Source organism: Mycolicibacterium diernhoferi, from assembly GCF_019456655.1.
In the GTDB taxonomy this organism is placed as follows: domain Bacteria; phylum Actinomycetota; class Actinomycetes; order Mycobacteriales; family Mycobacteriaceae; genus Mycobacterium; species Mycobacterium diernhoferi.
On sequence record NZ_CP080332.1, the window covers coordinates 1,342,938 to 1,356,396 of the forward strand.

The 13,459-nt window shown below is 67.6% G+C and carries 10 protein-coding genes; 5 read left to right on the forward strand and 5 right to left on the reverse strand.

Annotated elements, in window-relative coordinates:
- Positions 1–2,328 (reverse strand): heavy metal translocating P-type ATPase, encoded by a 2,328-nt coding sequence (locus tag K0O62_RS06445; protein WP_073856371.1) that lies wholly within the window; start codon positions 2,326–2,328, stop codon positions 1–3.
- Positions 2,325–3,299 (reverse strand): Acg family FMN-binding oxidoreductase, encoded by a 975-nt coding sequence (locus K0O62_RS06450; RefSeq protein WP_073856372.1) that lies wholly within the window; start codon positions 3,297–3,299, stop codon positions 2,325–2,327. Before K0O62_RS06450 ends, K0O62_RS06445 begins: the two co-directional genes overlap by 4 nt.
- A gap of 210 nt (positions 3,300–3,509) precedes the next feature.
- On the opposite strand from K0O62_RS06450, the gene K0O62_RS06455 reads away from it, so the two are divergent.
- From K0O62_RS06455 to mgtA, 3 genes are read left to right on the forward strand one after another with little or no spacing between them, the layout of a single operon-like run.
- A complete protein-coding gene (locus K0O62_RS06455; protein WP_234800083.1) occupies positions 3,510–4,997 on the forward strand; it encodes a bifunctional aminoglycoside phosphotransferase/ATP-binding protein in 1,488 nt (495 codons plus the stop codon).
- Between the two features lie 46 nt (positions 4,998–5,043).
- The gene (locus K0O62_RS06460; protein ID WP_073856373.1) at positions 5,044–6,090 is read left to right on the forward strand and encodes a zinc-dependent alcohol dehydrogenase family protein; all 1,047 of its coding nucleotides are present in this window, start codon (positions 5,044–5,046) and stop codon (positions 6,088–6,090) included.
- A gap of 13 nt (positions 6,091–6,103) precedes the next feature.
- Positions 6,104–8,791, forward strand: coding sequence for a magnesium-translocating P-type ATPase (mgtA, locus tag K0O62_RS06465; protein ID WP_234800084.1), 2,688 nt, complete (start codon positions 6,104–6,106; stop codon positions 8,789–8,791).
- Here the strand turns inward: mgtA and K0O62_RS06470 are convergent.
- The 3 genes from K0O62_RS06470 to K0O62_RS06480 all read right to left on the reverse strand — a co-directional run bounded on the left by K0O62_RS06470 (position 8,745) and on the right by K0O62_RS06480 (position 12,198).
- On the reverse strand, positions 8,745–9,761 hold the full coding sequence (locus K0O62_RS06470; RefSeq protein WP_073856374.1) for a zinc-binding alcohol dehydrogenase family protein: 1,017 nt from the start codon (positions 9,759–9,761) through the stop codon (positions 8,745–8,747). The two genes, mgtA and K0O62_RS06470, sit on opposite strands and share 47 nt — an antisense overlap.
- Before the next feature lie 165 nt (positions 9,762–9,926).
- Entirely contained in the window at positions 9,927–10,814 is an 888-nt protein-coding gene (locus K0O62_RS06475; RefSeq protein ID WP_073856375.1) for a universal stress protein, read from the reverse strand.
- Entirely contained in the window at positions 10,768–12,198 is a 1,431-nt protein-coding gene (locus K0O62_RS06480; RefSeq protein WP_073856376.1) for a WS/DGAT/MGAT family O-acyltransferase, read from the reverse strand. Before K0O62_RS06480 ends, K0O62_RS06475 begins: the two co-directional genes overlap by 47 nt.
- Positions 12,199–12,327: 129 nt before the next feature.
- Between K0O62_RS06480 and K0O62_RS06485 the strand changes: the two genes are divergently transcribed.
- A complete protein-coding gene (locus tag K0O62_RS06485; RefSeq protein WP_073856377.1) occupies positions 12,328–12,978 on the forward strand; it encodes a response regulator in 651 nt (216 codons plus the stop codon).
- A 241-nt stretch (positions 12,979–13,219) separates the two neighbouring features.
- Positions 13,220–13,441: a translation initiation factor IF-1 gene (infA, locus tag K0O62_RS06490; protein ID WP_003418601.1), complete on the forward strand. Its 222-nt coding sequence runs from the start codon at positions 13,220–13,222 to the stop codon at positions 13,439–13,441.
- Positions 13,442–13,459: the final 18 nt, after the last annotated feature.

Genomic DNA, 13,459 nt, shown 5'->3' on the forward strand with positions numbered 1-13,459 from the left:
CTACTGCTCGGCAGCCGGGAGCTCCTCGGGCAACAACGTGAAGTAGTTCTCCTCCTCGGCTGCGAAGTGCACGGACAGCAGTTCATCCAGCCCGTACAGGCAGGCAAGAAGGTCCTCACGCTGAGCGTCGAGGCTGTTTCCCTTCTCGGCGAGAAGGACGTGTGCGTGCAGCCGCCGTGCCAGACTGCTGATCTCTGCGTGCATGCGGCTCATGGTCGCGGTGGCTTCCGTGCTTCCCAGCGGCGCTGCGAGCGCGGGGTAGAGGTTGCGGTCTTCGGCACGCTCGTGCGGCAACAGGACCTCCTGTACGAACGCATCCGCCCGCCGCAGCAATGGCAGGGCCTCTGAGGACCGGCCCTCGTAGAGTTCGTGTGCGGCCGCCCCCAGCACCCGGAGGTCTCCACGCATCCGATCGTGCTCCGCCGAGAATCGCCGCAACAGATTCTCGGTGTTCTCGTCCAAGGCGGGACTGCCCACGCCGCGCGTCCGCAATGCACGCAGTGCGTTGGCGATGACGGTGAGGTCGATCAGTTCTTGCAGGAGCGCACCGGCCACCGCGGGAATCAGACCGGCGGCGGCGAAGGCCATGGCCACCAGGGACAGTCCCATTCCGACGCCGGCGCTCTGCAGGGCGATACGCCGGGATCGGCGCGCGATGAGCATGGCATCGGCGAGCCGGTCGAGGCGCCCTGTCGCCAGCACGACATCGGCGGCCTCCGAACTCGCTGTCGAGCCGTAGCCGCTGAGCGCGATGCCCACGTCCGCTGCGGCCAGCGCGGGCGCATCGTTGACACCGTCGCCCACCATCGCCGTCACCGCGGTCTCGCGTTCGGCCCGAACCCCGGCGACTTTGTCGGCGGGGCTCTGTTCGGCGTACAACGCGTCGAGGCCGAGCAATGCCCCGATACGTTCGGCCGGCGGCAACCGGTCACCGGTCAGCATGACCATCCGATTGATACCCGCCGCGCGCAGCCGCCGGAGGGTGCGGGCAGCGTCGATGCGGAGCGGATCATGGAGCAGCACCGCGCCGACCAGGGTGTCGTCGACCGACACCCAGGCAATCACCGCGCCATCGAGATTCGCGCGCAGAAGAGCCGTATCGGCCCACTCCGGCCGGTCCGCCGGTAACGGATGATTTCCCACCGTCACGCGCGAACCATCCACCGTCGCCGTGGTACCGGTTCCCGCTGATTCGACGACATCGGTGGGCAAGCTCAGCGGTACCTGCCGAGCCCGGGCGGCATCCACGATGGCGTGCGCCACCACGTGCGGGGAGAATCTGTCGGCGGATGCGGCCAGTCGCAACACCTCGGTCTGGGTCCATCCCGGGCCGCTGAGCACTTCGGTCCCTTCCGGGTGTCCGGTGGTGACCGTGCCGGTCTTGTCCAGCACCAGAGTGGTGGCCTTTCCGAGAACCTCCAGCGCGCCGCCGCTGCGGACGATCACTCCGATGCGCGCGGCACGTGACAACCCGGATACCACCGCGACCGGAGCGGCCAGCAGCAAGGGGCAGGGGGTGGCGACCACCAACACCGCCACCGCCCGCTCGGCGGACCCGCTGATCAGCCACGCGGTCCCGGCGACGGCGAGGGTGAGCGGCAGAAACCAGGCGGCGAACCGATCCGCGAGGCGTACGACCGGCGAACTCTGGGCGGCCGCCTCCTCGGCGAGGCGCACTATCCCGGAATAGGTGCTGTCGGCCGCGGTCGCCGATGCGGTGATCTCCAGCGCCGCCCCGGCGTTGACGGATCCGCTGCGCACCGCCTCCCCCGACATGCGCTGCGCATAGACGGACTCACCGGTGAGTACGGACTCGTCGAGCGTCGCGGCCGGCGAACTGATCACTCCGTCAACGGGGACGACCTCACCGGGACCGACGATCACCCGGTCACCGGGGACGAGGGACTCGATGGGCACGGTCTCCAGACCGCCGGCGTGGAGTCTTCGGGCGTCGTGGGGCATTCGTTCGGACAATGCGCGCAGATCACGGGTCGCGCGACGCTCGGCCGCCGATTCCAGCGTCCGGCCGGTGGCGAGCATGACCGCGATGAGTGCACCGGCCAGGTATTCGCCCACCGCGAGCGCCCCGAGCAGCGCCAACACCGCGATGAGGTCGGTGCCGAGGCGGTGCTGCCGAAGGGCGGCGGCGACCCACCAGATGGCCGGCACAACCGCCGCCAGAGTGCCGGCACTCCAGATCTGTTCAGCGGTGCGGGGACTGCCGATCCACCACGCCAGCCCACCGCCGGCAAGGGCACTCAGGGTCACGGCGAGGAGCAGTACCGGCAGCAACCGGCCTGCCCGGGCGGTGAACCTCGACCCGCTCATCGGCGTACGGTCACCACGTCGGCGAGCGGCAGGCGCGGGGTGAGCGGGGGGATCTCCTCGTCGGCCGGCGTGCAGCCCATCCTGATCAACACCTGCGGTAGTTCGCGGCCGGTCAGCTCCCGGACGATGTCACGGCCGGCCGGTACCTCTGTGAGGTGGGTCAGCGTGCACGAGGCGAGGTCGGCCATTGTGGCTGCCAGCAGGACCGCCGATAGTGTTTCGCCACAACGGAGTACATCGAGGCGAGTGTCGTCGTAGGTCGACATCACGACGATGCGCGCATCGTCGGCCTGCACGTCGGCGCGCTGGTCCCGGTGATGGGTGATCGGGAAGCGACGCCCTATCCCGACGCGGTCACTTTCGGACTGGGAGGTCAGGGAACTGTGCGGAATGCCGGTTCCTGAATCCGAAGATGATGTCCACCAGTGCATATCAGCGTGATACGTGGAGTCGTCGAGTCGTGCCGACTCGGTGAGCGCAGCCGCCTTCTGCAGCGCCGGCCGGGCCTGCGCGTCGAGGACGTCGATGAGAACCGTATCCCCGGTGATTTGGCGCAACACGGGTTCGAAGGTGTCCCAATCCGCCGGTGCGGCGAAGGGCAGCCGGTCCGTGCGGCGTCGCCGAATCGCCTCGGCGCGGTGTCGGTGCCCCTCGGTCACGAATGCCATCGGGCTGAAGTCGATCGTCGCCAGGTGCTTGTGATCATTGGGGTTCGGGTACCGGTCGACGTTGGCCGTCCAGCCCGCGGCGGCCGCCGCCACCCGGAAATGGTCCAGACCCGCCCCGCAGCTCAGCAACGCCTGGCGACCCGAGGAATCCGACGCCACCAACCGTTGGGGAAACAGGTGGAGTTCCACGGTGTCGGCACCGACCGACCACTGCCAGGGCTGGCTGTTGTGGAACGACGGAGCCCGGCAGGCCAGCTGCAGAGTCTCCTGCAGTTGAGGGGTCCACATGGTGGGCCGGGGCATGGTGGGTCCCTTCGGTGACGATGCGTTCTGGAGTTCAACCCTCGTCCCGTCGGTCACCGTAGGTTAGGGCCATAGGTCCCGAGTTGCGGCATCCGCCCAATCGATGTCCGCACAGTGACTTTGGGCCCTACGGAACGAGGACCATTGCCGCCGGGCGGGGGACGCTCGGCCGCTATCGGCCACGACAGCCGCACGGCGACGATTTCGGATATGAACGCAGCACCCGATCGGCTTGTGCAGCCCGTCGAGTCGATGAGTCCTGCGGCCATCCATGAGACGCACACCGGCCTGGTCGTACTCGCCGGTGACCGTGCCTACAAGGTCAAGAAGCCGGTGGTCACCGACTTCCTGAACTTCGCCGGCACAGAAGCCCGCGAATACGTCTGTCAGCGCGAGGTCAGCCTGAACAGGCGGCTGGCCGCGTCGAGCTATCTCGGTGTCGCGCATCTGGTCGGATTGTCGGACGGCCCCGGGGAACCGGTGATCGTGATGCGTCGTCACCCCGACGCGCTATGCCTGGCGACACTGGTCACCGGCGGCAGGCCCGTCGAAGCGGACCTGGATGCGATCGCGGACCTGCTGGCCCGGTTCCACCGCGCGGCCGACCGGAGCCACCTCATCGACATGTGCGCGACCGTGGATGCCGTCACCGACCGTTGGCGGGAGAATCTGGCCGAACTGCGCACCCACACCGCCGACATCCTTCCTGCGGGTGGGGTTGCCGAGCTGGAACGCCTTGTCGACCAGTTCGTCTCCGGCCGAGGGGACCTGTTCGCGCAGCGCATCGAGGCACATCGGGTCATCGACGGCCACGGTGACCTGCAGGCCTCCGACATCTACTGCCTGCCCGACGGGCCCGCCCTCCTGGACTGTCTCGAATTCGACGATCGCCTGCGCTTCCTGGACGGAATCGACGACGCCGCCTTTCTCGCGATGGACCTGGAGTTCCTCGGCCGCAAGGATCTCGGCGATCGGTTCCTCGACCAGTACCGGCGCGCCGCCGATGATCGGGCTCCGCCGGCGCTCATCCACTTCTACATCGCCTACCGCGCGGCGGTGCGCGCCAAGGTCGACTGCATCCGGGTGACACAGGGACGACCCGAAGCGCGCGACGACGCCCGGGCACACCAAGACATCGCCCTCGCACACCTCCGGTTGGGCACCGTCCGGCTGATCATCGTCGGGGGCGGGCCCGGCACCGGGAAATCGACGTTGTCGCAATCCTTGGCCCGTGACATCGAGGCGCAGGTCCTCTCGACCGACGACATTCGCCGCGAGCTACACCAGGGCGGTCTGATCGGCGGGCCGGCCGGCACCCTGCAGGCAGGTCTGTACACCCCGGAGAACGTCGACCGCGTCTACGACGAAGTCTGCCGGCGGGCGAAAGAGCTGCTGGCCGGTGGACACACGGTCATCCTCGACGGCACCTGGAGAGATCCGCGTCACCGCCGGTCGGCGCATGAAGTGGCCGACGACCTTTCGGTGCCGGTCGTCGAGTTCGTCTGTACGACAACACTCGACGAAGCCGAGAGGCGCATCGCGGGTCGCGGACCGACGTCCTCGGATGCGACGGCGGAGATGGCGGCTCCGCTCACCCCGGACCTCGACGACTGGGTGGGTGCGCACCGGATGGATACCAGCCGCCCACTTTCCGACAGCATCGCCGAGGCGAAACAGATCTGTTGTGTGGGCATCTGACCCAGATGAGTCGCATACCGAGAAAATCCATCGAAAGGGACGTGCCGTGAAAGCTCTCGTCTACCTGGGACCCGGACGACGATCGTGGCAGGAGATGCCCGATCCGCAGATCCAACACCCCGGCGATGCCATCGTCCGGGTGGACGCGGTCACCATCTGCGGAACCGACCTGCACATCTTGAAGGGGGACGTACCCGAGGTAACCGCGAACCGGATCCTCGGCCATGAGGCAGTCGGCACCGTGACCGAGGTCGGCGCGGGAGTCGAAACGCTCGCCGCCGGCGATCGCGTCCTGGTGTCCTGCGTCAGCGCCTGCGGTAGATGCCGCTATTGCCGTGAGGCCCACTACGGGCAGTGCCTGGGCGGCGGGGGATGGATTCTCGGTCACCTCATCGATGGCACCCAGGCCGAATATGTGCGGGTTCCCTTCGCGGACAATTCAACTCACAGGGTGCCCGAGGGTGTGAGCGATGAGCAGATGCTCATGCTCGCGGATATCCTGCCCACCTCCTATGAGGTCGGAGTGCTCAACGGAGCGGTCCGTCCGGGCGATGTGGTGGCCATCGTCGGTGCCGGCCCCATCGGACTGGCGGCGATCCTCACGGCCCGACTACACAGTCCCCGAACGATCGTGGCGATCGATCTGGCCGATTCTCGGCTGGACGCGGCACGCACGTTCGGCGCCGACGTGGTGGTGAACCCCGGCACCCAGTCGGCGCGGCAGGTGATCGACCAGCTGACCTCGGGTCTGGGTGCCGACTGCGTCATGGAGGCGGTGGGCACACCGGGCACCTTCGAGGACTCGGTCCGACTGGTCCGGGCGGGTGGCCATGTGGCCAACATCGGGGTGCACGGCGCGCCGGCGACGCTGCACCTCGAAGAGATCTGGATAAAGAACCTGACCATCACCACCGGGCTGGTCGACACGTATTCCACTCCGACGCTGGTCGGTCTGGTGGCAGGTCAGCGGCTGGACACCACGGCAATGGTCACGCATCGCTTCACCTTCGACGAATTCGAAGCCGCCTACGATGTCTTCAGCCGGTCGGCGGAGACCGGGGCGCTCAAGGTCTTGCTCACGGTGTCGCAGTGACCGCGCGGGCCGCGTGAGTGACCTTCCGCGACAGTTGACGACGGGTCAAGCCGGTACGGCGACGGCAAAGGAGGTGTTGGCCGCAGTCGCCGGCTCCACAACGGGTCTGAGCACCATCCAGGCACAGGAACGGTTGACCACCTGCGGTCCGAATGCCGTCCGTACGCACCGGGTCAGCGCCGGATCGGTGCTTGTCCGTCAACTACGTAATGCCGTGCTGCTCCTGCTTGCCGGCACCGCGATACTGGCCTTCTTCCTCGGCGACGCCACGGAGGCCGCCATCATCGGGGTCATCTTGCTGGCGAGCGTCGGTTTGAGCTTCGCCAATGAGTACCGGGCCGAACGGGCCACCGCGAAACTGCATTCCGAGGTGCAGCATTACGCTCTGGTCTGCCGCGACGGCCGGTTCGCCAAACACAGCGTGACCCACCTCGTGCCCGGTGACGTGATCCGCCTGACGCTGGGCGAGGTGGTGCCCGCCGACGTCCGATTGGTGCGCGTCAACGGCCTGGAATGCAACGAGAGCATCCTGTCCGGGGAGTCCGCGCCGGCGGAGAAGTCGGCGTTGCCGGTAGCCGATGCTCAAGGCTTGTCGGACTACACCGACCTGGCCTTCATGGGAACTGTCGTCACCGCCGGCGAAGCCGACGCCGTGGTGTACGCCACCGGGGCGCGCGCGCAGTTCGGGCGGCTCGCCGCGGGATTGGGGGAGCGGCACCCCGAGACGGACTTCCAACGCGGTCTCCGCGAATTTTCGTATCTGCTGCTGTGGGTCGCGCTCACCCTCACCGGGTTCATCCTGGCCGTCAACATCATGCTCGGCCGGCCCCTGATCGATTCCGCGCTGTTCGCCCTGGCGATCGCCGTGGGCATCACGCCGCAGCTGCTCCCTGCGGTGGTCAGCACCAGCCTGGCCACCGGGTCCAGACGACTGGCCCAGATGCGGGTCCTGGTCAAGCGGCTGGTGTGTATCGAGGACCTCGGCGATATCGACGTCCTCATCACCGACAAGACCGGGACATTGACCAACGGGCGGATCAGTTTCGTCGGTGCCGAGAACGTCGACGCCGAGCGCAGTGCGGCGGTGCTACGGCTCGGACTGCTGGCCAGCGATGTCGACGTCACAGGCGGAGACAGTACGAACCCGCTGGACAGCGCGCTGGCGGAGACCGCCGTCGGTGTGGTGTCCGTCGGCGCTGCGCGCCGGGTCGCCCTGCGTCCGTTCGACCACGTTCGGCGCGCGACATCGGTGCTCGTCGATGACGGCGGTCAACGGCAACTGATCGTCAAGGGCGCTCCCGAACAGGTGATAGCCCTGTGCCAGACGGTGCCTGACGCTGTCCGGACCAGACTGGACGTGCTCTTCGGGGAGGGACGCCGAGTGGTGGCGGTCGCCACCCGGCCCGCGCCCGGCCTCACGGAGATCGGCGACAGCACCGAATCCGCGCTGACCTTCGAAGGCTTCCTGTGTTTCGCCGATGAGCCCAAGGCCGCTGCGGCGCAATCTCTGCTCGCCCTGGCCGAGTTGGGTATCGAGGTGAAGGTCGCCACCGGCGACAATCCGCGGGTCGCGGAGAAGGTCTGCGCCGACCTGGGGCTGCCGAGCAAGGGAACCATCACCGGTACGCAACTCGACGATCTCGGCGGGGCCGACTACAGCCGTGCGGTGCAGGAGCACACCATCTTCGCCAGAATCTCCCCGGAACAGAAGGCGGCGTTGATCATCGAGGCCCGGCGTGCGCAGCGCTCGGTCGGGTTCCTCGGCGACGGTGTCAATGACGCGCTGGCGCTGCACGCCGCCGATGTGGGCATATCGGTGGACACCGCGACCGATGTGGCCAAGGACGCCGCAGACATCGTGTTGATGGAAAAGGATCTGGGCGTGCTCGCCGCGGGCGTGGCCGAGGGCCGGCGCATCTTCGGAAACACCATCAAATACGTCCTGATGGGCACGTCGAGCAATTTCGGCAACATGTTCAGCGCGGCCGCGGCATCGTCGATCCTGCCCTTCCTGCCGATGTTGCCGAGCCAGATTCTGCTGAACAATCTGCTCTACGACAGTTCGCAACTGGCGATCCCCAGCGATCGGGTCGATCCCGAACAACTGCGTGCACCCTCGCACTGGGACATCGCCTTCATCAGGCGGTTCATGCTGACGTTCGGGCCGGTCAGTTCGTTGTTCGATTTCCTGACCTTCGGATTGATGCTGGGGGTTCTGCATGCCGCACCAGCGGAGTTCCGCACCGGGTGGTTCGTCGAGTCGTTGGCGACCCAGACGTTGATCATCTTCGCCATCCGCACCCGTCGTGTCCCTTTCACCCGAAGCAGGCCCGGTGGTCTGTTGACGGTGACGACGGTCGCGGTGATCGCTGTGGGCGTCGCCATCAGCTATTGGCCACCGGCCCGGCGCATGGGATTCACTCCGCTGCCCTGGCAGTACTTCGCCGCGCTCGCCGCGCTGGCGGCGGCGTATCTGGTCTTGGTGGAGTTGACCAAATCGGTCTTCTACCGCGAGTCCGTGGGTGTGCAGCCGCGTCGAGTTCGCAGTCCGGACAAGCAGATTCATCGCCTCGCCGCACGGTTCAGTCATCACGGTCGACTGCTGCCGGGGGCGAGTGGCGCGGAGTCGCCGGCGATGCAGGTGGCTTCCCCGGTCAGCCGACCTGCAGTACCGCAGCGCCGGCGATCGATCCGGCGCTGAGGTCTTCCAGCGCCCTGTCGGCCTGGTCGAGCCGATAGTGCGGACCCGTGATCTCGATTCGGTGGCGGCCTGCGAAGGCCAGGAATTCGAGGGCATCGGCGCGGGTGTTCGAGGTCACCGAACGTATCTGCTTCTCCTGGAACAGGTGACGCTGGTAATTGAGTGACGGCACATCGCTGAGGTGGATGCCGGCAATGGCCAACGTGCCGCCCCGGTCGAGTGCCTCCATCGCCGGCGGAACCAGGTCACCCACGGGCGCAAAGAGGATCGCGGAGTCCAACGCCACCGGTGGACGGTCCGCGGCGCCCTGGGCGGAGGCGGCGCCCAGCTCCAGCGCCAGCCTGCGGGCGTGTTCCCCGCGGGTCATGACATGGACTTCGGCGCCCTCGGCAAGGGCGACCTGCGCGGTGATGTGCGCACTGCCGCCGAAGCCGTAGATGCCCAATCGGCCGCCGGGCGGCAGGTCGGCGCGACGCAGCGAGCGGTAGCCGATGATCCCGGCACACAGCAGCGGGGCCAGTTCGGCATCGCTGTATCCGCCAGGCAGTGAGTATACGAACGATGCGGGCGCGGTGAGGAATTCGGCGTAGCCGCCGTCGGCGTCCCAGCCCGTGTAACGGCTCAGCGGGCAGAGGTTCTCCCGGCCGGCCAGGCAGTACGTGCATTCCCCGCAGGTGTGCCGCAGCCACGCCACACCCACCCGGTCGCCGACGGCCAGTGTCGTGACCGCGTTCCCGAGTGCCACCACCTCACCGACCACCTCGTGGCCCGGGGTCACATGCGGACGGTGCACCGCCAGGTCACCCTCGGTGACATGCAGGTCGGTGCGACACACACCGCAGGTACGCACGGCGATGAGGGCCTCGTCGGCGGCGGGCGTGGGCACCTCGGTGTTGGTGAGCTGCAGGGGGTGCGTGTCCACCGGTGCGGGCGTGCGCACCTTCCACGCCCTCATGGTCGCCGGGATCATGGCCTGCCGGCGTCTCGCGGACAGTGGTGATCGCGGTGCAGCATCGTGCCTCCAGCTCGGTTTCGCCGTCGTTCGACGCCCGGAGCGCTTTGCCGGTCATCGGAGCTCATCTGATGATGTACCGGATCGGCGTGGCCTGCCAGGGCCTTTGGTCATCGTCGGCTTTCACGCTCGGTGCGTCTGTGGCCGCGCCACCAGCACCGGTACCCGCACTGCCTGGACCACCGCGTTGCTGACCGAGCCCAGCAGCACACTCGCCGCCGCGCCGTGGCCGTGACTACCCACGACGACCAGTTGCGCGGACTCCGAGCGCTCGACGAGCTGCCGGGCGGGTTCATCGGCGACCGCGATGCTCTCCACCGGGACCGCGGGGAACCGCTCCTGCCACGGCGCGAGCATCTCCTGGATCTGGCGGTCCACCTCCGGACGCAATGCCTCCCAATCGAAGCCCGGCATTTCGAATGCACCGGGCGACCACCAGGCATGGACGGCGATCAAACCCACCTTGCGAACGGATGCCGCGTCGAAGGCCAACGCGATGGCCGACTGCGATGCCGGTGAGCTGTCGAATCCCAGGAGCACCGGCGCTTCGGGGTCGGGAGGCGGTTCTTCGTCATGGACCACCACCACCGGACACTGCGCCCGGTGCAGCAGTCCGGTGCTGACACTGCCCAGGACCCGACGGGCGACCGCCCCCTTCCCACGCGATCCGACGACGACCATCCCGGCGTCCCGGGAAGCGTGCACCAGGGCCGCGGTCGGGGTCGCGACGGTGAATTCCGTCCTCACGGGCACCGCACCTGCAGTGATGTCAGCGGCGATCCGCGCGGTGTCGGCGAGGATCTCGCGGCCGATCTTGGCCTGCCACTCCAGGTACTCGGCCGGCGCCGGTGCCAGTGGCCACCCGGCGATGGGCAAGGTACTCGCATGCAGCACCGTCAGGGGGAGCCCGCGAAGGGTCGCCTCATGTGCGGCCCATTCGACAGCGCGTTCTGACGATACTGAATCATCCACTCCGACAACTATTTTCCTGGGCTCCAGGGCTTGGGTCATGGTGCTCCTTTCTGGGTTCCGGGTGCCGAGCCACCGTGGCGAGGCGGGTGATCGCCCCGGCGATGCCGTCGGCAAGGTCGTCGACGTCGGGGAACGCATCGAAATCGGCTGTGACTCCGAAGACCAGGTCGTCGCCATAGCTGAGGATCGCCACCGCCGCGCGCATCCGTAACGCCACCGGGGGGATGGGCAGCATGCGGACGACTTCGCGGCCCATCACCTGCAGATGGTGCCGCGGTCCCGGCACGTTGGTTGCCAGCGTGACAACGCCGCGCTGCGGAAGCGAGGTCAACAAACGGACCACCCGGGAGGTGAGCGCGAAGGGCACCAGCTTGAGTGCGGCCACTGCCATGCCCCCGGCTTGCCGCTGGCCGCCGGACTTCACCCGGGCCATCCGTCGGTGCACCGTGCGCAGCTGTTCCAGCGGGTCGGATTCGTCCACCGGCAGGTGCGGGAGCATCACCGATATCCGGTTGTCGAGCTCGCCCATGGCGGCGCCGGGTCGCACCGATACGGGTACGAGTGTGCGCAGGGACGTGCGACGGGGTACTTCGCCGCGGCGCTGTAACGCGGCACGAAAACTGTCGGTGATGGCGGACAGGGCCACGTCGTTGAGGGTGACGTCGAAGGCCTGGCAGACCGATGCGACGTCCGCCAACGGGACCTGTGCGGCGCTGTAGCGGCGCATCGTCGAGACCGGGCCGTTGAACGCGGACTTCGGGCCCGGGCGTAACAGGCTGTCGAGGATCTGGACGGTCCCGCCGACCGTCACCGCCGTGGAGTAGGTCAGCGCGGACACCGAGTTCACCACGCCGCGCACCAGTGTGCGCGGGTCCGCGGTGAGGGTGGGCAGGGTTCGTGGACGGTGCGGCGGCGCGTGGGCGGCGCGGATGGCGCCGACATACGTCTGGCCTTCACCGCCGTCGCCGAGGCCGGCGAGCAGGTGCATCGCGGCGATGCCGTCGGCGATGCAGTGATGCACCTTCATCAGCAGCGCCCAGCGATCGGCGGCGAGTCCCTCGATGATCCAGCACTGCCACAACGGCCGCTCGCGGTCGAGTCGGGACTCCATGGCCTCCGCGGTGAACCGGAACAACGCCGCATCGTCGCCCGGGTGGGGGAGGGCCGCACGGCGGATGTGGTGTGCCATGTCGAGTGCCGGATCCTCCACCCACTCCGGCGCCGACAGATCGAACGGCTGCCGTCGTACCACCTGGCGCAGTCGCGGGACGGCGGCGATCCGGTCGCCGATGAGAGTGGCGAGAGCATCTCGGTCGGGTAGCGGGCCGTCCAGGATGGAGACGGCTCCGACCGCCAGGCTGACGTGCGGATCGGCATCCTCGGCGTCGAGAAACCCGGCGTCGAAAGTGTTCAGGCGGTCCACTGCATGACTATCCGTTCAGCGCACGCCTGTCCGACAGGGCCCGAGGTCCCGGCCTGCTAGGGACTACGGTCCCTTCCCGGGCGCCCCCGGTTCGGTCACAATCGAAGGACAGCAGGTGAGGGGGCCGTCATGGTCAGGGTGTTTCTGGTCGATGATCACGAACTCGTCCGCCGCGGCCTGATCGATCTGCTCAGCGACGACCCCGACCTGGACGTGGTCGGGGAGGCCGCCTCCGTCTCGGAAGCGCTGGCGCGAATACCCGCCCTGCGTCCCGACGTCGCGGTGCTCGACATCCGCCTCCCGGATGGCAACGGCATCGAGTTGTGCCGCGATCTGCTGGCCCGGTTTCCTGACCTGCGGTGTTTGATGCTGACCTCGTTCACGACCGAGGAGGCGATGCTCGACGCGATTCTGGCGGGGGCGAGCGGATACGTGGTGAAAGACATCCGGGGGATGGAACTCGCCAAGGCGATCAAGGACGTGGGGGCCGGGCGGTCACTGCTGGACAACCGGGCCGCAGCGGCGTTGATGGCGAAATTGCGCAACGACGCCACGCATGCGGATCCGCTGTCGGGCCTGAGCGGCCAGGAGCGGGCGCTGCTGGATCTCATCGGCGACGGGCTGACCAACAAGCAGATAGCCGACCGCATGTATCTGGCCGAGAAGACCGTGAAGAACTATGTGTCCCGGCTGTTGGCGAAGCTGGGTATGGAGCGCCGGACACAGGCCGCGGCGTTCGTGTCCAGGCTTGAGCGGCTCGGCCGGCCGGAGATAGTGTGACCCAGGGTGGCCGAGTTCCGCGATTTTGGCCCAGCCCGAACAGCGGGTATCGTGGACCAACGGTGCGGCCTGCGCGCCGGCTCTGTGCGTGCCCTGTCCTGGAACTCGTCGTCTTGGAACTCGTAATTCTGGAGAACGTCGACATCCTGCCGATCTGGCCCACGTGGTGCAGTCGGTCAGGGGTTGCGCCGGTAACGGGCGCATAAGAGATACGAAACGAAGACAAGGATCGCCAGACAGTATGGCCAAGAAAGACGGTGCCATCGAGGTCGAGGGCCGCGTGGTCGAGCCTCTGCCCAATGCGATGTTCCGCATTGAGCTGGAGAACGGACACAAGGTTCTGGCCCACATCAGCGGCAAGATGCGGCAGCACTACATCCGCATCCTGCCCGAGGACCGCGTCGTGGTGGAGCTCTCTCCCTACGACCTGTCCCGGGGCCGCATCGTGTACCGGTACAAGTAACCCGCGTCCACAACCGCA

Coding starts and splice junctions, on each gene's coding strand:
- K0O62_RS06445 (WP_073856371.1), bottom strand. CDS start 2,328: ATGAGCGGGTCGAGGTTCACCGCCCGGGCAGGCCGGTTGCTGCCGGTA.
- K0O62_RS06450 (WP_073856372.1), bottom strand. CDS start 3,299: ATGCCCCGGCCCACCATGTGGACCCCTCAACTGCAGGAGACTCTGCAG.
- K0O62_RS06455 (WP_234800083.1), top strand. CDS start 3,510: ATGAACGCAGCACCCGATCGGCTTGTGCAGCCCGTCGAGTCGATGAGT.
- K0O62_RS06470 (WP_073856374.1), bottom strand. CDS start 9,761: ATGATCCCGGCGACCATGAGGGCGTGGAAGGTGCGCACGCCCGCACCG.
- K0O62_RS06475 (WP_073856375.1), bottom strand. CDS start 10,814: ATGACCCAAGCCCTGGAGCCCAGGAAAATAGTTGTCGGAGTGGATGAT.
- K0O62_RS06485 (WP_073856377.1), top strand. CDS start 12,328: ATGGTCAGGGTGTTTCTGGTCGATGATCACGAACTCGTCCGCCGCGGC.
- infA (WP_003418601.1), top strand. CDS start 13,220: ATGGCCAAGAAAGACGGTGCCATCGAGGTCGAGGGCCGCGTGGTCGAG.